At 60.5% G+C, this 19,226-nt stretch carries 16 protein-coding genes; 15 read left to right on the top strand and 1 reads right to left on the bottom strand.

The genetic code is table 11. The features are described from left to right. Positions 1–329: 329 nt before the first annotated feature. From JW799_RS26335 to JW799_RS26300, 8 genes are all read left to right on the top strand, one after another. Complete coding sequence (locus JW799_RS26335; protein ID WP_080837835.1) at positions 330–737, top strand: metal-sensitive transcriptional regulator; 408 nt, start codon at positions 330–332, stop codon at positions 735–737. An 80-nt stretch (positions 738–817) separates the two neighbouring features. Continuing rightward, positions 818–3,067: a heavy metal translocating P-type ATPase gene (locus tag JW799_RS26330; protein ID WP_275901490.1), complete on the top strand. Its 2,250-nt coding sequence runs from the start codon at positions 818–820 to the stop codon at positions 3,065–3,067. 34 nt (positions 3,068–3,101) lie between these two features. Further along, positions 3,102–4,172, top strand: coding sequence for a saccharopine dehydrogenase family protein (locus tag JW799_RS26325; protein ID WP_205432480.1), 1,071 nt, complete (start codon positions 3,102–3,104; stop codon positions 4,170–4,172). A 764-nt stretch (positions 4,173–4,936) separates the two neighbouring features. After that, the gene (locus JW799_RS26320; RefSeq protein WP_080840899.1) at positions 4,937–6,514 is read left to right on the top strand and encodes a spore germination protein; all 1,578 of its coding nucleotides are present in this window, start codon (positions 4,937–4,939) and stop codon (positions 6,512–6,514) included. A 2-nt stretch (positions 6,515–6,516) separates the two neighbouring features. Further along, positions 6,517–7,725, top strand: a complete 1,209-nt coding sequence (locus tag JW799_RS26315; RefSeq protein ID WP_205432477.1) for a Ger(x)C family spore germination protein — start codon at positions 6,517–6,519, stop codon at positions 7,723–7,725. Continuing rightward, a complete protein-coding gene (locus JW799_RS26310; protein ID WP_205432475.1) occupies positions 7,722–7,952 on the top strand; it encodes a hypothetical protein in 231 nt (76 codons plus the stop codon). Before JW799_RS26315 ends, JW799_RS26310 begins: the two co-directional genes overlap by 4 nt. A gap of 28 nt (positions 7,953–7,980) precedes the next feature. Then, positions 7,981–9,060, top strand: coding sequence for a GerAB/ArcD/ProY family transporter (locus JW799_RS26305; protein WP_205432465.1), 1,080 nt, complete (start codon positions 7,981–7,983; stop codon positions 9,058–9,060). Positions 9,061–9,168: 108 nt separating this feature from the next. Beyond that, positions 9,169–10,194 (top strand): Gfo/Idh/MocA family oxidoreductase, encoded by a 1,026-nt coding sequence (locus JW799_RS26300; RefSeq protein WP_205432463.1) that lies wholly within the window; start codon positions 9,169–9,171, stop codon positions 10,192–10,194. 45 nt (positions 10,195–10,239) lie between these two features. On the opposite strand, the gene JW799_RS26295 is transcribed toward JW799_RS26300, so the two are convergent. Next, on the bottom strand, positions 10,240–11,037 hold the full coding sequence (locus tag JW799_RS26295; protein ID WP_205432462.1) for a DeoR/GlpR family DNA-binding transcription regulator: 798 nt from the start codon (positions 11,035–11,037) through the stop codon (positions 10,240–10,242). 228 nt (positions 11,038–11,265) lie between these two features. Between JW799_RS26295 and JW799_RS26290 the strand changes: the two genes are divergently transcribed. From JW799_RS26290 to JW799_RS26260, 7 genes are all read left to right on the top strand, one after another. Next, positions 11,266–12,270: an alcohol dehydrogenase catalytic domain-containing protein gene (locus JW799_RS26290; protein WP_338026333.1), complete on the top strand. Its 1,005-nt coding sequence runs from the start codon at positions 11,266–11,268 to the stop codon at positions 12,268–12,270. Between the two features lie 18 nt (positions 12,271–12,288). Continuing rightward, positions 12,289–13,833 carry a xylulokinase gene (locus JW799_RS26285; protein ID WP_205432460.1) on the top strand — a complete coding sequence of 515 codons (1,545 nt, stop codon included), beginning with the start codon at positions 12,289–12,291 and terminating at the stop codon, positions 13,831–13,833. Then, positions 13,830–14,792 carry a shikimate dehydrogenase family protein gene (locus JW799_RS26280; protein ID WP_205432459.1) on the top strand — a complete coding sequence of 321 codons (963 nt, stop codon included), beginning with the start codon at positions 13,830–13,832 and terminating at the stop codon, positions 14,790–14,792. Before JW799_RS26285 ends, JW799_RS26280 begins: the two co-directional genes overlap by 4 nt. Further along, positions 14,789–15,442, top strand: coding sequence for a glucose-6-phosphate isomerase (locus JW799_RS26275; protein ID WP_240353414.1), 654 nt, complete (start codon positions 14,789–14,791; stop codon positions 15,440–15,442). Before JW799_RS26280 ends, JW799_RS26275 begins: the two co-directional genes overlap by 4 nt. 17 nt (positions 15,443–15,459) lie before the next feature. Continuing rightward, positions 15,460–16,407 carry a phosphoglycerate dehydrogenase gene (locus tag JW799_RS26270; protein WP_080837860.1) on the top strand — a complete coding sequence of 316 codons (948 nt, stop codon included), beginning with the start codon at positions 15,460–15,462 and terminating at the stop codon, positions 16,405–16,407. Beyond that, the gene (locus tag JW799_RS26265; protein ID WP_080837862.1) at positions 16,404–17,255 is read left to right on the top strand and encodes a sugar phosphate isomerase/epimerase family protein; all 852 of its coding nucleotides are present in this window, start codon (positions 16,404–16,406) and stop codon (positions 17,253–17,255) included. The genes JW799_RS26270 and JW799_RS26265 overlap by 4 nt, the downstream gene beginning before the upstream one ends. Before the next feature lie 124 nt (positions 17,256–17,379). After that, entirely contained in the window at positions 17,380–19,170 is a 1,791-nt protein-coding gene (locus JW799_RS26260; protein WP_205432458.1) for an L-fucose isomerase, read from the top strand. Positions 19,171–19,226: the final 56 nt, after the last annotated feature.

The raw sequence follows: 19,226 nt of genomic DNA, 5'->3' as shown, positions 1-19,226 counted from the left end.
GGAGTGGACGAATCGCCTTTCGAGCAAGAGCGCCGGAAAGCCAAAGCAATGCTGACGGAAAGTCGTTTACTGAATGTCTCCCCGCAGTTTTCGGATTGAATGGGCCGGATGCCGCACCGCGTCCAATTAAGCTCGATCAGGATGATGGACAAAGTAGGAGCTTCCAATATTGGCCTGTTCCGGAAATAAGGGCGCGCGCATAGCGGTTCGGATTAGCTTGACATATAGGGGTGGGGGGTATATAGTAAGAATCAAGAATCGAACAAAACTTCGTAACGCCCTCGCGTTGGCAGGCGTTATGGAAGCGAAGCGGAGCGGAGGCGAGCATAATGGCGAAATCGGAACCGGCCGAACGCGAAACAAACGAAATCGCGGCCGAAGCCGCAAAGCATGGGCATGGCGAACATGGCGAACATGGCGAACATGGCGAGCAGGGGTGCGGCAGCGAATGCGGAACGACGCGAAAAAGTCACCATTCGGATAAAGTCAAGAGCAGCCTGATCAGCCGGCTGAACCGGATCGAGGGCCAGGTGCGCGGCATCAAGGGACTGATCGAGAAGGATACGTATTGCGACGACGTCCTTCACCAGATCGCCTCGGTGCAGGCCGCGCTGAACGGAGTAGGAAAGCTTTTGCTGGAGCACCATATGAAAAGCTGCGTCATCGAGCGGATCCAGGAAGGCGACGAGGACGTCGTATCGGAGCTGATGACGACGATCCAGAAGCTGATGAAGTAGAAAAACGCCGAAAGGCGTTTTTGCTTGGCTTTCAATATAGGGTATAGGGGTATATGAAGCAAGACGAGGAGGAAAACATCATGGAATCGAACATGGACTCGATCTCGGCCGCGGACGCGGAAAAAGAAATCGCCCGGTTCAAGCTCGAAGGAATGACCTGCGCCGCCTGCGCGAACCGAATCGAAAAAGGAATAAGCAAAATGCCCGGCGTCGCGAGCGCTTCCGTCAATTTCGCGATGGAAACCGCCCGGATCGAGTACGCGCCGGGAGCGGTATCCGTGGCGGACATGCAGCGCAAAGTCGAACAGCTCGGCTACAAGGCGGTTGCGGAGCGGGAGGGCGACAAGCCGGACGATCGCCGGGACAAAGAGCTTCGGCGGCAAAAAGGAAAGCTTATCGCGTCGGCGCTGCTCTCGCTGCCGCTGCTGTGGAGCATGGTCGCGCATTTTTCGTTCACCTCATGGATGTATATCCCGGATTTGCTGATGAATCCGTGGGTTCAGCTCGCATTGGCCACGCCGGTGCAGTTCTATATCGGAAAAGCGTTTTATGTCGGGGCGTACAAGGCGCTTCGGAACAAAAGCGCGAACATGGACGTGCTCGTCGCGCTGGGCACCTCGGCCGCCTATTTTTACAGCTTGTATTTGACGGTCGACTGGTCGTTAAGCGGAGGAGGCGCCCATCACGCTCCGTCGCTGTATTTTGAAACGAGCGCGATTCTGATTACCCTCGTGCTGCTCGGCAAATGGTTCGAAACGCTCGCCAAAGGCCGCACGTCGGAAGCGATCCGTTCGCTGATGAAGCTCCGGGCGAAAACGGCGGTCGTCGTTCGCGACGGAGAGGAACGGCAGGTCCCCGCGGAGGAAGTCGTCCGCGGCGATATCGTGCTCGTGCGTCCCGGCGAGAAGATTCCGGTGGACGGCGAAGTGCTCGACGGCGAATCGGCAGTGGACGAATCCATGCTGACGGGGGAAAGCCTTCCCGTCGCCAAAAAAGCCGGGGACGCCGTGTTCGGGGCGACGATCAACAAAAACGGCGCGCTGCGTTTCCGGGCGACGAAGGTCGGCAAGGATTCGGCGCTCGCGCAAATTATCCGGGTCGTCGAGGAGGCGCAAGGCTCGAAAGCTCCGATTCAGCGCGTCGCGGACGTCATCTCCGGCATTTTCGTTCCGATCGTCGTCGCCGTCGCCGCGGCCGCTTTTGTCGCGTGGTACTTCTTCGCGGCGCCGGGAGAACTTTCGGAAGCGCTCGAGAACGCGATCGCGATTCTCGTCATCGCCTGTCCCTGCGCGCTGGGCCTGGCGACGCCGACTTCGATCATGGCCGGATCGGGCCGGGCCGCGGAGCTCGGCATCCTGTTCAAGGGCGGCGAGCATCTGGAGCAAACCCATAAAATCGACACGGTCGTGCTGGACAAAACCGGAACCGTGACGAAAGGGAAGCCGGAGCTGACGGACGTTCGGGCCGCAGACGACGAAACGGAATTTCTCCGGCTCGTCGGCGCGGCGGAAAAAGCGTCGGAGCATCCGCTTGCGGAGGCGATCGTCGCCGGCATCCGGGAGCGCGGCATCGGGCTGCCGGAAGCGGCGTCCTTCGAAGCGCTGCCGGGCTTCGGCGTCAAGGCCGAAATCGAGGGCAAGCGCATCTGGATCGGAACGCGCCGTCTGATGGAGAGCCTTGACGTGGACGCAAGCGGCGCTTACGAAGAGCTGGAGGCGCTGGAGCGGCAGGGCAAGACCGCGATGCTGGCGGCGGTCGACGGGCGCTTCGCGGGCATCGTCGCGGTCGCGGATACGGTCAAGGAAACGTCGAAAGCCGCCGTCGCCAGGCTCCGCGAAATGGGCATTCAGGTCATCATGATCACGGGGGACAACGAGCGGACGGCGAAGGCGATCGCGGATCAGGTCGGCATCGCGGAAGTGCGGGCGGAGGTGCTGCCGGAGCAGAAGGCGGCGGAAGTCCGCAAGCTGCAAGCGCTCGGCCGAACGGTCGCGATGGTCGGGGACGGCATCAACGACGCGCCGGCGCTTGCGACGGCGAACGTCGGCATGGCCGTCGGAACCGGCACGGACGTCGCGATGGAAGCGGCGGACGTGACGCTCATGCGCGGCGATCTGTCGGGCATCCCGGACGCGATCGAAATGAGCCGCAAGACGATGCGCAACATCAAGCAAAATTTGTTCTGGGCGCTCGGGTACAACACGCTCGGCATCCCGGTGGCCGCCATCGGGCTGCTGGCCCCGTGGGTGGCCGGCGCGGCGATGGCGTTGAGCTCGGTCTCGGTCGTGCTGAACGCGCTCAGGCTGCAGCGGGCGAAAGTTCGCTCTTAGTCGAAACACAACCGTCAAGATCGGAGAATGAGGCATGAAAAACCGCATTGTCGTCATCGGGGGATACGGGCAAGTCGGGGGCATGATCAGCAAGGAACTGGCCCAGGCATTTCCGGGCCGGGTGCATGCGGCCGGGAGAAGCCGGGAACGGGCCGAAGCTTTGAGCCGGGAAACGGAAGGCCGGGCCCTGCCGATGCAGATTGACCTGACCCGCTCCCCCGATCCGTCGTTTTTTTCGGAAACGAAGCTGGTCGTCATGTGCCTGGATCAGACGGATACCGCGTTCGCACGCGAGTGCCTTCGGCACGGCGTCCATTATATCGATATATCCGCGGACTACGGGTTTCTTTCCCGGCTCCGTCCGCTTCATTCGCTGGCCGAAGAGGGCGGCGCGTCGGCCGTACTGAGCGTCGGACTGGCACCGGGCCTGACCAATTTGCTTGCGCTCCAGGCGAATCGCCAGCTCGACCGGACGGAGTCGATCGACATTTCCGTTATGCTCGGACTTGGGGACGCGCACGGAAGAGCGGCCGTCGAATGGACCGTCGACAACTTGAATGCGAAATTCGCCGTCACGAAACAAGGCATGCCAGCCGAAGCCGACAGCTTTACCGACGGCTATGCCGCCGATTTCGGCGGGCGTCTCGGGAAACGGAAGGCATATCGCTTCAATTTCGCCGATCAGCATATTTTGCCGCAGACGCTTCGGGTTCCGACCGTTTCCACCCGCCTAGCGTTCGACTCCGCCCCGCTGACCGGCCTGCTGGCCGGGCTGAAAACGCTCGGAGCGCTTCGCTTGCTTCGGAGCAAGACGATTCGGGACGGTTTGGTGAATCGTCTTCTTTCCGTAAAAATAGGAGAACCGATGTTTGCAGTCAAAATCGACGCTCGGGGAACGAAGGGAGGCGAAAGCGCACGGGCCGAATGTTTCCTCTACGGTAAGCGCGAAGCGGAAGCCACCGCAATAACGGCCGTCCGGGTCGCAAGATCAGTTTACGGCGACGAATGCCCCCCGGGCGTGTACCATATTGAGGAAAGCTTCGAATTGGAGGCGTTTAGGAACGATCTTGCCAAAGTCGCGAAAATGGAATTCCGGATAAGCTAGGACGGGAAAAACGATGCCGACGCCATGCGGCCGTCGACGAGAAGGCTGCGGACGTCGGCTTTTTTGCGAAGGCCCCGGACTGGCTCGCGGGGCACGGGCGCGCCGCTCGGGCAGCGCGAAACAGTTCTCCGAACATCTCCCCCTCTCGCTCGGGAATCCGGATCGTCCCCCGGGAATCCGGTTGAGTTATGGCGACTCAATTTCGCCCCATGCCCATGCGGCCACATGCAGTTGAGTAAATTTACCCATCCCGCCCAGCCAAGCGCCTAGCACCGTGCCAAGTTGAGTAAAAATTACGCATCTCGCCCAGCCAAGCTCCTAGCACCACATGCAGTTGAGTAAAAATTACGCATTTCGCCCGGCCAAGCGCCTAGCACCACATGCAGTTGAGTAAAAATTACGCATCTCGCCCGGCCAAGCGCCTAGAACCACATGCAGTTGAGTAAAATTTACCCATCCCGCCCGTCCAAGCGCCAAGAACCACATGCATTTGAGTAAAAATTACGCATTTCGCCCGGCCAAGCGCCTAGCACCGCACTCACCCGACCGTGCGCCAGTAACCGCACTCGCCCAGCCAAGCGCCTAAAACCGAGCGCAGTGGCCGTGCTCTGAGTGTCGCCAATATTCACGATCCCCGGAAAGTCCAGTCATTGCAAGGATGCCGTCCGGCGTTTGCCTGGGCTGGAATCAAAACGGCGAAAAAGGAAAACATTAACGACAAGCTCAGTTTAATGTTTTGCGAAGGGTTGGGGGGGACGCGAGCGATGCGGTGGTGGCTGAACGGATTCAAAAGAAAACCGAAGGCGAAGGTGACCCTTCGCGCCGCTTACGAGCCGGCAGCGCCCGAACCCGAATCCGGAACGCTCAAAGCCAGGATGAATTGGCTGCGGACCGTGCTCGACCGGAACTCCGACATCGTGTTTCAATCGTTCCGGACAGCCGGCGGACGCAGCGGCGCCGTCGTTTTCGTGCAGAACATGGTCGATTCCAGCCTGTTCGAGTCGATGCTCGAGAACGGGCTAGCGCTCATCGACCGCGACGCTTCGGAAGGCCCCTTTTCCTGGATCAGGAAGATGCCGGAGGTGCCGATTTCGAGTTACAGGCTGACGGCAAGCATGAACGAAACGGTTCAGCAGATTTTGGAAGGCCATCTGGCGCTGCTGCTGGACGGGCTTGAGCAGGTTTGCCTGTTTCCGCTTCGCAAGATCGACAAGCGGGCGATTTCGGAATCCGCCAACGAAAGCGTCATCCGGGGACCGCGCGAGGCTTTTATCGAGGATCTGGACACGAATTTGACGATGATCCGCCGAAAGATCAAGCATCCCGCCTTGAAAACCGAGGAGCTGCGGTTCGGAAAGTACACGCATACGAAGGTCATGCTCGTATACCTCGACGGAATTTGCAAAAAAGAGCTCGTCGACGAGGTCAAACTTCGCCTTGGCCGCATCAAGATCGACGGGGTGCTCGGCTCCAGCTACCTGGAGGAGTATTTGGAAGACAATCCGTATTCCCCGTTTCCGCAGCTGCAGTACACCGAAAGACCCGACACCGTCGCCGCCGGGGTTTTGGAAGGAAGAATCGCGGTTCTCGTCGACGGCACGCCGATTCCGCTTCTGCTGCCGGTAACGCTCAGCATGCTGCTGCAATCGACGGAGGATTATTATCAGAAGTTTATCGCGGCGACCTGGATTCGCTGGATCCGCTACATTTTTCTCGTCGTCTCGTTCCTGTTCCCGTCGGTATACATCGCCATCAGCACGTTTCACCCCGAGATGCTTCCGCCTTCGTTTCTGACGACCGTGGCGGCCGCGAGGGAGGGAACGCCGTTTCCCGCCTTTGTCGAAGCGCTGATCATGGAGCTGATGTTCGAGGCCCTGCGCGAGGGTGGATTGCGCATCCCGAAGGCGATCGGCCAGACGATTTCGATCATCGGGGCTTTGATCATCGGGCAGGCGGCGGTCGAAGCCGGCATCGTCTCGGCGCCGATGGTCATCGTCGTTTCGATAACCGGCATCGCTTCGTTCATTATTCCGCACTACGATCTCGGGCTGACGTTCCGCTTCCTTCGTTTTCCGATCATGTTTATGGCGGCCAGCTTCGGGCTGTTCGGCGTCATGGTGGCCATATTCCTTCTGTATCTCCATTTGGTAAGCTTGCGCTCCTTCGGAACGCCGTACCTGTCCCCGATTGCGCCCATGCAGTTTCAGGGACTGAAGGACGTATTCGTGCGGGTGCCGTGGTGGAAAATGCGCAGAAGACCGGTGCTGTACGGAACCGAAGCCGGCGTGCGGGAAAAGGGGGTCAACCTTCCGCAATTGCCGGATCATTGGGAGGGAGACTAGACATGTTGATTCGTTCTCCGCGGCATGCTCGACTCTTGCGGGTGTCGCCCCTGCTTGCCGTTATGCTCTTGCTAGGCGGCTGCTGGTCGCGTGTCGAAGTGAACGACCGGCTGTTCGTTTCCGTCATGCTGGTCGATGCCGCGGAAAAAGAAGACGAAATCACCCTGACGCTCGGCTTTCCGCTGCCGAACCGGCTGACGCGCATTCAGCAAGGAAATGTCGGCGGAGACGGCAACCCGTATGCGACGGTAACCCGCACCGGACCGACGATCGCCGCCGCCTACCGGAAAATGCAAACCGAGGTTTCCCGCCAAATCAACTGGGGACATACGCGGGTCCTCATCGTCGGCGAACGGTTTGCCCGCAGAGGAATCGAGCCCCTGCTGGAATTCGTCATGCGCCAGCCTTCCTTCCAATCCAAGGCGTATGTTTTTCTTAGCGAAGGAGATGCGCGAAATATCATCATGATGACCCCGATCTACGAGCAATTTCCGACCGAAGTTATCCGGGAGTTGGCGGCCCGGCGCTCGTTGATCAATACGACGGTCCGGGACTTGCTGATCGGCGGCCCCGATGTGAAAGACGGTCTCATCGGCAAAATCGACGTGTCGGCCGGCCGCCTTGTCAGCGAAAAAGGGAAGCCCGGGAACGTGCTGAAAAATACAGGCTCCGGTATTTTATCCGATTATAAGCTTGTCGGAAGCCTGAATCCGATTCAACAAAGGGGCGCCATGTGGATTAACGGGCAAATGCGGGACGCGCTCGTGACGATCGAATCGCCGACGGACGGCAAGCTGGTCGATTTTATGGTCGTGAAAGCCGAATCCGGCATTAAAGTCAAAGCGCGAAACGGCCGCATCGTATTTCAAATCCATGTCGAGGCCGTCGACGACGTCACTTCCTCCAACTCCGATATCGACATTTTGGACCCGAAAAAAGTGGATCAGCTGCAGGCCCGTTTGAGAAAGGACATCGAACGGCGCATTTTGGCCGTGCTCGATTATTCCCAAACGATCGGAGTCGATATGTTTCAATTGGGGCGGTATGTCGAATGGTACTACCCCTCCATTTGGAATCGATGGAAGGATCGGTGGCGCGAGCACTACCGGAACGACGTGGATTTCGAAATCCGCGCCCATATCGTCATCGAAAGGCCGGGCGGAGTCGGCAATTCGTTCTGGATCCGGGACCGGGAGGAGGAGCGTAAATGATCTTTATCGTGCTGGTCTACGGCGCGATTTTTTGGGTCGAATGGGGCTATTTGAAAAAACATACCCGAAAAAAAAGAACGAAAGGGATCGTGTTCGGCGTTTTCGCCTTCTCGTTTGTTTATGTCACGTTCGTGTATTACGGCGACAAAACGAATTCGATCCCTTATATTTACCCTACCTTGCTCCCCATTTTCGAACCGGTCATGAAGTGGATGTCGGGAAACTAAAAAAAGCCAGTTTGCGGGAGAGAAGGCCATGGAACGGATTTCGCAATCCCAGTTGCTGATGTTTATGGTCCTGAGCAATTACGGCGCCAACGCGGGGTTTGTCATCAGCGCCCTGACTCAGACGACCGGTTATGCGGGCTGGCTCAGCCTTATTTTGGGCTGGGCGATCTCCTTGCTCGGGCTGGCGGGTTCCCTTAAAATCGCTTCTTACCGGCCGGACGCGTTCGTTACCCATTTCGGAAAATCGCTGATCGGCAGATGGCTCCATCCGATCGTCATGCTGCTGCTCATTTATTACATGATGAACGTCGGCGCGTCCATTCTGCGCGAGTTGAGCGACTTTTTGATTCACTCGTATTTCATCAACACGCCGGAATGGGCGATTTTGACATTGTTCGGAGCCGTTTGCGCGCTGGCCGCCCGCACGGGGATCGAGTCCATTTTTCGCTGCGCGGAAGGCTTTCTGTTTTTTATCGTCATCGGGCTCGTCCTGGTTCCGTTCATGCTGAGCAAGGAATACATCTGGCCGATCGCCGGCGCCTTGATCCGGGACTGGGATTTGCGGCAGCTCGTTCAAGGCACGGTCGGCACGCCTTCCTATTTCCAGGACTCGCTGTTCGTCATGTTTCTTTATCCGTACCTCAGGGACAAGAAAAAAACGTTTCGCACGATGGCCGCCGCCAGCGCGATATCGCTCGTCATGGTGCTGACGGTTTTGATTCCTTGCTATTTGACGTTCGGCAAGCATTTGACCGCCCAGCTGACGTATCCGTCGCTCGAACTGATCCGGACGGTGCGGCTGGGCGACTTTCTTGAGAATATCGATCCGTTCGTCATCGCTCTCTGGATGGCCTCCCTTTTTCTGAAAAACAGTCTTCTCCTGTTTTTGTCCATGTCCGGCTTCGGCCAACTGCTCGGGCTGAAAAACGCCAAGCCGCTGGCGTTTTCCTTCGGGGCGATCATGATCGCAATGTCGAAGCACGTTGGACCGAGCCTGATCGTCGTTCATGCTTTTATCGAGGTGTGGCCGGCTTTTACTTACTTTTTCGCGATGCTCTTGATCTTTTATTTGGTGCCGATTTGGCTGAAAAAGAAAAATGCGGCGTGAAACCGGAATTAAATATTGTTGAATGCTGTTGAATTTTATTGACTTCACCACAAATGATAATATAAATTAGTAAACGATAGAAAATAATCATTTGGGGTGAGTTCCGAGATGGGGAATTCGGGAATCGGAATCGGGATTATCGGTGCGGGCAGGGCCGGACTTATTCATGCGGTCAACTTTCGGAAAAGCGTCCCTTACGCACGCCTTGTCGCGGTCGCCGATCCGAACCGCGAAACCGCCGAGCGGGCGGCGCGGGAGCTTGAGATCGATGCGTTTTATACCGATTACCGGCAGTTGCTCGCCGACGAGCGGGTGCGCGGGGTTGTCGTCGTGACGCCGACCGTCTATCATCGGGAAATCGTCGCGGCGGCGGCGGCGGCGGGCAAGCATGTGCTGTGCGAAAAGCCGATGGCGATGAACGCGCGTGAATGCGACGACATGATCGCGGCGTGCGGCGCGGCCGGCGTCAAGCTGCAGCTCGCGTTCATGCGGCGGTTCGACGCCAGTTACCGGGAGGCGAAAAGGCAGATCGAGGAAGGGGCAATCGGCGAGGTCGTGCTCGTGAAATCGCTTACGCGAGGGCCGAGCACGCCGCAGCCGTGGATGTACGATATCCGCAAAAGCAACGGGCCGCTGGCCGAGGTGTGCAGCCACGACATCGATACGATCCGCTGGTTTGCCGGTTCCGAAATCGAGGAAGTGTACGCGGTCGGGGGCAACTACCGGTGCGGGGAAATCCGGGACCGGTTCCCGGATTTTTACGACAACGTCGCGTTGACGGCCCGTTTCCGCAACGGCATGGCGGGCAGCGTCGACGGCGCGATGGGCGTGCAATACGGCTACGACAGCCGGGCCGAAATCGTGGGGACGGAGGGCGTCATTTTTCTCGGGCAGACGCATGAGCGAACGATCGTGACGGCGAGCCGGGACGGGGCGCTCCGCCGACCGTTCACGACGAGCTGGCGCTCGCTGTTCAAGGACGCCTACTTGGCCGAGGATACCGACTTCGTCAAGTGCATCCTGGAAGACCGCGAGCCGTACGTAACCGGCCACGACGGCAAAATGGCCGTCATGGCGGTCGAGGCCGGCAACGCTTCGCTCGCGGCCCGCAAGGCCGTCCGCGTGGGGAAATAGCGCGCCCGGGCGAAGAAAGGGGGCGAATCGCGTCAGCGCTTGCCGCTATTTGCCGGCGACCACGACCTCCAGGCCAAGCTCGGCCATTTCGGCCAGCAGCGTCCGATCGGCGCGGTCGTCGGTCACGAAGGCGTCGATTTCGTCCGGACCGACGAACTGGACGAAGGAATTTTTGCCGATTTTGCTGCCGTCGCACAGGACGATCACCCGGGAGGCGACCCGGACCATGATTTTTTTGATCTCCGCTTGGTTGATGTCCGGCGTCGTGCAGCCCTTTTGGACGCTGAAGGCGTTCGTGCCGAGAAACGCTTTATCGACGTTCAGCTCGGACAGCAGCTTGGCGGCGAAGGGACCGACCGTGCAGTGGAATTTTTTGCGCAGCGTTCCGCCGATGACGACGACGTTGACGCCGGCAAACGCTTCCAGGCACAGGGCGATCTCCATGTCGTTGACGATGGCGGTAACGTTCGTTTTGTCCTTGAGCAGCCGGGCCATTTCAAGCGTCGTCGTTCCGGTATCGATGATGACGATGTCCCCGTCTTCGACCATGTCGGCCGCTCTTTGCGCGATCAGGCGTTTCTCCGCCAAATGGGCGACGTGCTTGGCCGCGGTGTCCGGCTCGAAGCCGACTTTGGCGGAGTCGCTCGGAATGGCGCCCCCGTGCGTCCGCTTGATGAGGCCGCCCGCCTCCAGATCGCGCAAATCGCCGCGAATGGTGGCGGGAGACACTTTGAAAAATTCGATCAGATCGGGGACGAGCACCTTTTTCCTCTCGTTGACGAGCCGGACGATTTCGGCCCGCCGCTCCTCCGCGAACAAAATATCGTTAGACTTGTCGCTCATATCTCAGCGTCTCCGTTTCGTCTTCCAAATGAAATGATTGAAACGATTATATCATTTATTATCATTTAAGGACAATAATAAAACACTTTTCCCCTGAAAAACGGTTGACACCCATCGAATATCATCATATTATCGTAATGTAATAACAAATAATAATAAAAGACAATAAACACGGGTGGGATGCGGACCATGATGGCGGCGCGAATGTATGGCGCTCACGATGTCCGAGTGGCCGAAATACCGAAACCGTCCGTCTCGGACGGAGAAATTTTGCTTCAGGTGAAAAGCGCGGGAATTTGCGGAACCGATTTGCGGATGATCCGAAACGGCTACGCCGGCATCGGTCCGGACAGCCCGCGGACGCTCGGACACGAGATCAGCGGCGTGATCGCGGAAGTCGGGCGGTCCGTGCGCGGGTACGAAGCCGGCATGAGAGTCGCGGTCGCGCCGAACATCGGCTGCGGCATTTGCGATCTGTGCGTTCAGGGCGATCAGCATCTATGTCCGGACTACAGGGCGCTCGGCGTCCAGCTGGACGGCGGCTTTGCCGAATATGTCGTCATCCCGGAGGCGGCGGTGCGATTCGGCAACGTCGCTCCGCTTCCCGACCGGGTTACGTTCGACCAGGCGGCGCTGATCGAACCGTTGTCGTGCGTGTACAACGGCATTCTGCAATGCCCGATTCGCCTCGGGGACGACGTGCTCGTGATCGGCGCGGGCACGATCGGCATCATGTACGCGCTGCTGGCGAAGCGGGCCGGGGCCGGAAGGGTGTTTTTGGCGAATCGCTCCGCGAAACGGCTCGAGCTTGCCCGCGGCATCGACGATTCGCTCATTTTGCTCGAAGCGTCGAAATTGAAGGAGAGCATCCCTGAACTTACGGCCGGAAGGGGAGTCGACGTTTGCGTGACGGCGAATCCGTCGCCGGAATCCCAGCGAACGGCCGTCGAGCTGACGGCGATGAACGGAAGAATCAATTTTTTCGGCGGATTGCCGAAGACCGAGGAAAATGTCGAAGTCAACACGAATCTTATTCATTATAAGCAGATTGTCGCCACCGGATCGACGAAGGCGAACAACCGTCATTTTCGGAAGACGCTGCAGTTTATCGCGAACGGCATCGTCGATGCGGACCGGCTGATCACGGGCCGTTATGCCGTCGCCGATATGGAGCAGGCCGTGGCCGAAGCCATGAGTTCGGAAGGCATCAAGACGCTGATCGCCTTCCGCTGAAAAGGAGCTTGAGCGACGATGCGTTACTTTGTAAGCGCTGATATTGGCACGCAAGGCACGAAAACGGCGATCGTCGACGAAACCGGCCGCATCGCCGGCGCCTCGTTTCGGCCCTCGCGGCTGATCCGGGGGCCGGGCGGCAGCGTGGAGGAAGATCCGGAGGAAATGTTCCGGTCCGTTACGGAAGGCATCCGGGAAGCGCTCGATGCCGCCTCCGTCGAACCGGGACGCGTCGCCGCGATCGGCCTCGCCGGCCAGATGGCCGGCATCCTCGGAATCGACGAGAGCTGGAACGCCGTCACGCCTTACGACTCTTGGCTGGATACGCGATGCGAGAAGCATATGCCGGAAATCAAGGCGTGGGGCGAGGAGCGGTTCATTCGCCTTACGGGAAGTCCGGTGACGTACGCGCACGGGCCGAAAAAGCTGTGGTGGAAGCGGGAGCGGCCGGACGTCTACCGGCGCATCGCCAAATTCGTCGTGCCCAGCGCGTATGCGGCCGGCCGGCTGGCCGGGCTTAAAGCCGACGAGGCTTTTATCGATTACACGCATTTGCATTTTTCGGGATTTGCGGACGTGAGCGGGATGCGGTGGTCGCAGGAGCTGCTCGAAGCGTTCGGCATGGACGGGGACAAACTTCCCGCCATCGTCCGGCCGTGGGATGTCGTCGGAAGCTTGTCCGGCCAATACGCGCTTGAGACGGGATTGCCCGAAGGCGTGCCGATCGTCGCCGGCTGCGGCGACAGCGCGGCCGCCGCGCTCGGGGGCGGGCTCGTCCGCCCGGGGAGGCTGCTCGATATCGCGGGCACCGCCTCGATTCTCGCCGGCTGCGTCGATCGCTACAGCCCGGACGCGGAAACGAAAACGCTCATTTTCGCCCGGTCGGTGCTGCCGGGTTTGTGGGCTCCGCACGCTTACATAAGCGGAGGCGGCGAATGCCTGTCCTGGTACCGGAAGCTGGTCAGCGCGGACGGCGGGGAGCCGCTATCGTACGAAAAGCTGAGCGAGTTGGCGGAAAAAATCGCGCCGGGAAGCGACGGGCTGCTGTTCGTCCCCCACTTCGGCGGCAGGGTATGCCCGAACGATACGGACCTGAGGGGAAGCTGGATCGGGCTCAACTGGTCGCACGGCAAGGCGGCGATGTTCCGCTCGATCATGGAGTCGATTGCCTGCGAATACCGGATCTACCTGGACACGCTGGAACGCTTGTCCGGAGGCATTCCGTACTCCGGCGTCCATGCGGTCGGAGGAGGCGCCAAAGGAAGCCTGTTCGCCCGGATCAAGGCGGACGCGCTCGGCCTTCCGGTAACCGCGCTCAAAAACGCCGATTCCGCGCTCCAGGCCGTCGCGGCGATCGCGGGCTTCGGCATCGGGCATTATGCGGATCTCGCGGCGACAGCCGAATCGTTTATCGCGTACGACCGGCGCTATGAGCCCGACTTGTCGCTGCGCGGCGCGTACGACCGCTTGACGAAGAAATACAGGATGGCCGTCGAAGGGATGGCGGCGCTGTACGGAAACCTGAAAAAGACGACCCTCGACGAAAGGAAGATCGCAACGTGAGCTACGAGCCGAACGACAAGCCAACGTTTTATTTTATCGGCGTGACGACCGCGGGCTCCTCGATTATGAAGCTGTTCCCGCTCTGGGCCGAAGCGCTCGGCCTGGACGCGCGCATCAAAGGGATCGATTTGCCGATTCATGCCGATCCGCAAGCTTACCGCGAAGCCGTCTCCTTTATCAAGAACGATCCGCTGGCGCTGGGGGCGCTCGTGACGACCCACAAAATCGACCTGTACCGCGCGGCGGGCGACTTGTTCGACGAATTGGATCCATACGCGACGATGTTCGAAGAATTGTCCTCGATCTACAAAAAAGGAGGCCGGCTGCTCGGCGCGGCCAAAGATCCCGTGTCCGGGGGGCTCGCGATGGAAGCGTTCATCCCGGAACGGTTCTGGTCGCGCGGCGGGGAAGCGCTCGTGATGGGCGCCGGCGGCAGCGCGCTGGCCATCGCCTCGTATTTGACGAAAAAGGAGCACGGAGCGAACGTCCCGGCCAAAATCGTCATCACCAACCGGAGCCGGCCGCGCCTTGATTCCGCCCGTAGGCTGCTGGGCAAGCTTGACGCCAAGACAGAGTTCGAATACCGGCTTTGCCCCGAACCCGCGGACAACGACCGGGCGCTTCGCGAGCTGCCGAGCCATTCGCTCGTCGTCAACGCGACCGGCCTCGGCAAGGACCGCCCCGGCTCGCCGCTGACGGACGATGCCGTTTTTCCCGAAGGATGCCTCGTCTGGGAGCTCAACTACCGGGGAGACCTCACCTTCAAGCGCCAGGCCGAAGCGCAAAGAAGCCGGCGCGGCCTTCATGTCGAAGACGGCTGGGTGTATTTTCTGCACGGATGGACGCAGGTCATCCAGGACGTTTTCGATCTTGAAATCGACCGCGACACCTTTTCGCAACTGGAGGAAATCGCCATGAGCCTGCAGACGGGCCGAGCCGGAAAGGAGAGGGGCCAATGACGAACGAAACGGGGCGGGCCCCGATGAACCCGACGACCCCGATGGTCTCTATGAAACCGGCAAACGCCGGGCTGGGGGATTCCGCGCCCTTGCAACCGTTTGCCGTCTATTTCAGTCTGAACAACGGGTTGTCCGACACGAGGCCTTCGCTCAAGCGCCGGCTGTCCCAAATGCGCGGCATGTACGCCGACGACGCCGCGCTTGAAGGGCTGCTCCGGGAGGGCGATCCGCTGCTGTACGAATTTTACGATCTCGGCGTACCCGAGGCCGCCGGCAATCTCGCGTTTGGCACGAGCATCGTCTCCCCGGGCAAGGTCGGAAACGAGTACTTCATGACGAAGGGGCATTTTCATACGATCCTCGACACGGCGGAGGTCTATTACTGCATCGGCGGCAGAGGCTTGATGCTGATGGAAAATCCGGAGGGAGAGTGGGACGTTCAGGAGTTTTCGCCCGGCAGGGCCGTCTACGTTCCCGGACGGTACGCGCACCGCAGCATCAATACCGGGTCCGAGCCGCTCATTACGTTTTACGTCTTCCGCGCGGACGCCGGCCACGATTACGGATCGATCGAGACGAAGGGCTTCCGCAAAATCGTAATCGAGCAAAACGGACGCCCCGCCGTCGTCGACAATCCGAAGTGGAACTGACGGAGGAGGACGAAGCGATGGGGGCCAAAAAAGTGCTGGTGACGCCGCGTTCCTTCGGACAGACAAGCGTCGAACCGTTCGAACTGCTGCGGACGAGCGGGCTCGAAGTCGTCCGCAATCCCCACGGCCGGATCATGGACCGCGAGGAAATGATCGCAAGCATCCGCGACGCGGACGCCGTCATCGTCGGCGTCGACCCGCTCGACCGCGGCGTGCTCGAGAAGGCCGACAAGCTGAAAGTCATCGCCAAATACGGCGTCGGCACCGACAACATCGATTTGGCGTATGCGGCCGAGCGCGGGATCGCGGTGGCGACGACCGTCGGCGCGAACACGGAGGCGGTGGCGGATTACACGTTCGCGCTGCTGCTTGCGGCGGCCCGGAAGCTGGTGCCGATCGACCGCGAATGCCGGGAGCGGAACTGGCGGAAGCTGACGACCGTCGACGTCCACGGCCGGACGCTCGGGCTGATCGGCCTCGGCGCGATCGGCAAAGCCGTCGTTCGCAGGGCCAAAGGCTTCGACATGCGGATCGTCGCCTTCGACGCGGTGCGCGACGAAGCGTTCGCGGCGGAATACGGCGTCGTTTACGCGCCGGATGTCGACGCGCTGCTGGCGGAAGCGGATTTCGTTACGCTGCACGTGCCGCTGACGGAGCAAACGCGCCATCTGATCGGCCGCGAACGATTCGAGCGGATGAAGCGGACCGCCGTGCTCGTCAATACGGCGCGCGGCGGCCTCGTCGACGAGGACGCCCTGCTGGACGCCCTGCAGTCCGGCCGCATTTGGGGAGCGGGCATCGACGTCTTCGAGCGGGAGCCGCCCGAGAACGAACGATTGCTGCGGCTGGACAACATCGTCATCGGCTCGCACTGCGCCGCTTCGACGGTTCAGGCGGTCGACAATATGGGACTGATGGCTTCCCGGAACGTCATCCGATATTTATGCGGGGAGGAATTACGATGAAACTCGGCATTCACGCATACGCCTGGTGCTCGCAATGGAGCAACGCCACGCTTGACCTGATCGACCGGGTCGCCCGGCTGGAGCTTGATTTTATCGAACTTCCGCTTATGACGCTCGATACGTTCGACGCGGCCGCGGTGAAAAAAAGGCTGGCCGACGCGGGCATCGACGCCGTAACGTCGACCGTGCTGCTGAAAGGCACCGACATTACGAGCTTCGACCCCGCCGTGCGGGCGGCCGGGATCGCCTATCTGAAGGATTGCGTGCGCGCGACGGCCGAAATCGGCAAAACGAACCTGTCCGGCGTCGTCTATTCCGAGCACGTCAAAAACGCGAACGCGAGGCCGACAGAGCAGGAGCGGGAGTGGGCGGCGGAAGGATTGCGGGAGGCGGCGGTTTACGCCCGGGAGCTCGGCGTCCAAATCGGGCTCGAGCCGGTCAACCGCTACGAGTCGAATCTCGTCAACACGTGCGAGCAGGCGCTGTCGCTCAAGGCGCGGATCGGCGAGCCGAATATCAAGATTCATTTGGACACCTATCATATGAACATCGAGGAAAAGAGCTTTTACGACGCGACGAAGGCGGCCGGCCACGATCTCGTTCACTATCACTTGTGCGAAAACGACCGGGGCATTCCCGGGACCGGGCTGGTCGACTGGGATGCGATCTTCCGCGCGCTCGGGGAAATGAAATACGACGGCTACGCGGCGCTGGAGTCGTTTGTCGACGTCACCGACAACATGAACACGTGGGTATGGCGGCAGCTCGCGCCGAGCGGCGATGCGCTCGTTGCGGAGGGCGTCGCGTTCATTCGCGGAAAAATGGCGCAGCATGGGCTGACGGGCTGACCGCCCGGGACTGCGGAGAGGCTGTCCGGCGCGGTCTGCCCGTCAGCCCTTCGCGAGCGAAGGCGGCAGAACGCGATTTGGAAAAAAGCGAGGCTTGCGCGTTTGAATAAAAGGGGATGAGCTTATGGCAGATTTGAAGCATCGGTACGCAGGCGGCTTTCCGAAAATCGGCATCCGGCCGATTATCGACCGCCGCAAGCTGGTCAAGGCGGCGACGAAGGACATGACGATGGAGCTCGCGCTCGCCGCGGCCCGCGCGCTGTCGTCGGAGCTGAACTATCCGGACGGCTCGCCGGCGGAATGCGTCGTGAACGAAACGTGCATTTCCGGCTTTCGGGAGGCGGCGGAATGCTCCGACCGCTTCGCGAAGGAAGGCGTCGGCCTGATCGTCACCGTCGCCTCGGGCTGGTGCTACCCGCTCGAGACGATGGAGACGAACCCGCTGTTGCCGCATGCGGTGTGGGGCTTCAACGGCACGGAACGTCCCGGGGCCGTCTATATGGGAGCGCTGCATGCCGCGCACAACCAGAAGGGGCTGCCCGTTTATAAAATTTACGGCCGCCACGTCCAGGACATGAACGAGCGCGAGGTGCCGGAGGACGTGCGCGGCAAGCTGCTGCAGTTCGCGCGGGCGGGGCTTGCGGTCGCGCTCCTGAAGGGCAAATCGTACCTGTCGATCGGCTCGGTATCGATGGGCATCGCGGGCTGCATCGTCGACGACGGGTTTTTCCAGCGGTACCTCGGCATGAAAAACGCGTACGTCGACATGACCGAAGTGACGCGGCGGATCGACAAGGGCATCTACGACCGCGAGGAATTCGAACGCGCGCTTGCCTGGGTGCGGGAGAAATGCCGCGTCGGGCCGGACCCGAACCCGGCGGACCTCGCGCTGTCCGACGAGCGGAAGGAGCGGAATTGGGAGACGGTCGTCCAAATGGCGCTCATCGCGCGCGACCTGATGATCGGCAATCCCCGGCTCGCCGCCATGGGCTTCGAGGAAGAAGCGTACGGCTATAACGCGATCGCCTCGGGATTTCAGGGGCAGCGGGAGTGGACGGATCATTTTCCGAGCGCGGATTTTCTCGAGGCGGTGCTGAACAGCTCGTTCGACTGGAACGGGACGCGGGAGCCCTATATCGTCGCCACGGAAAACGACAACCTGAACGCGGTGACGATGCTGTTCGGCCACTATTTGACGAATACGGCGCAAATTTTCGCCGACGTGCGGACGTTCTGGAGCCCGGAGGCGGTCGAGCGGGTGACCGGCCACCGGCTGGAAGGAGCGGCCGCGGGGGGCATCCTTCACCTGATCAACTCCGGTCCGGCGGCGCTGGACGGAACCGGGGAGCAGACGCGCGACGGCAAGCCGGTCCTGAAGCCGCACTGGGAGATCGGCGAAGACGAGATCGAGCGCTGCCTGGCCGCGACGTCGTGGCGGCCGACGTATATGGATCAGTTCGCCGGGGGCGGGCATTCGACCGACTTTTTGACGCGGGGCGGCATGCCGGTCACGATGGCGCGGATCAACCTCGTCGAAGGCGTCGGCCCGGTGCTGCAGCTGGCCGAAGGCTACACGGTCGAGCTGCCGCCGGAGGTGCACGCGAAGCTGGACGAGCGGACGACGCCGACGTGGCCGACGACGTGGTTCGCGCCGAAGCGGGTAGAGGGCGATCCCGTATTCGACGACGTATACGCGGTGATGGAGAATTGGGGCTCGAACCACTGCGTCGTCAGCTATGGTCATATCGGGGCGGATTTGATCACGCTGGCCAGCATGCTCAGAATTCCGGTGAACATGCACAACGTGGAGACGAAGCGGATGTTCTGGCCGAGCGCGTGGAGCGCGTTCGGGACGAAGGACCCGGAAGGCGCCGATTACCGGGCTTGCGCGGCGTACGGGCCGCTGTACGGGTGAACGCGGGCGAGTGCGAGCAAGTGCGGGCAACGGATTTTGGCCTATCAACAGGCTTA

Origin of the sequence: Cohnella algarum (assembly GCF_016937515.1) — a bacterium.
Classification (GTDB): Bacteria; Bacillota; Bacilli; order Paenibacillales; family Paenibacillaceae; genus Cohnella; species Cohnella algarum.
This window is presented reverse-complemented; position numbering and strand designations above follow the sequence as displayed.

What these genes read in the sequence shown, in the direction of transcription:
- JW799_RS26275 (WP_240353414.1), top strand. Translation starts at nt 14,789, where the DNA reads ATGACGAACGAAACGGGGCGGGCCCCGATGAACCCGACGACCCCGATG.
- JW799_RS26335 (WP_080837835.1), top strand. Translation starts at nt 330, where the DNA reads ATGGCGAAATCGGAACCGGCCGAACGCGAAACAAACGAAATCGCGGCC.
- JW799_RS26270 (WP_080837860.1), top strand. Translation starts at nt 15,460, where the DNA reads ATGGGGGCCAAAAAAGTGCTGGTGACGCCGCGTTCCTTCGGACAGACA.
- JW799_RS26330 (WP_275901490.1), top strand. Translation starts at nt 818, where the DNA reads ATGGAATCGAACATGGACTCGATCTCGGCCGCGGACGCGGAAAAAGAA.
- JW799_RS26310 (WP_205432475.1), top strand. Translation starts at nt 7,722, where the DNA reads ATGATCTTTATCGTGCTGGTCTACGGCGCGATTTTTTGGGTCGAATGG.
- JW799_RS26315 (WP_205432477.1), top strand. Translation starts at nt 6,517, where the DNA reads ATGTTGATTCGTTCTCCGCGGCATGCTCGACTCTTGCGGGTGTCGCCC.
- JW799_RS26320 (WP_080840899.1), top strand. Translation starts at nt 4,937, where the DNA reads ATGCGGTGGTGGCTGAACGGATTCAAAAGAAAACCGAAGGCGAAGGTG.
- JW799_RS26300 (WP_205432463.1), top strand. Translation starts at nt 9,169, where the DNA reads ATGGGGAATTCGGGAATCGGAATCGGGATTATCGGTGCGGGCAGGGCC.
- JW799_RS26305 (WP_205432465.1), top strand. Translation starts at nt 7,981, where the DNA reads ATGGAACGGATTTCGCAATCCCAGTTGCTGATGTTTATGGTCCTGAGC.
- JW799_RS26285 (WP_205432460.1), top strand. Translation starts at nt 12,289, where the DNA reads ATGCGTTACTTTGTAAGCGCTGATATTGGCACGCAAGGCACGAAAACG.
- JW799_RS26295 (WP_205432462.1), bottom strand. Translation starts at nt 11,037, where the DNA reads ATGAGCGACAAGTCTAACGATATTTTGTTCGCGGAGGAGCGGCGGGCC.
- JW799_RS26325 (WP_205432480.1), top strand. Translation starts at nt 3,102, where the DNA reads ATGAAAAACCGCATTGTCGTCATCGGGGGATACGGGCAAGTCGGGGGC.
- JW799_RS26265 (WP_080837862.1), top strand. Translation starts at nt 16,404, where the DNA reads ATGAAACTCGGCATTCACGCATACGCCTGGTGCTCGCAATGGAGCAAC.
- JW799_RS26260 (WP_205432458.1), top strand. Translation starts at nt 17,380, where the DNA reads ATGGCAGATTTGAAGCATCGGTACGCAGGCGGCTTTCCGAAAATCGGC.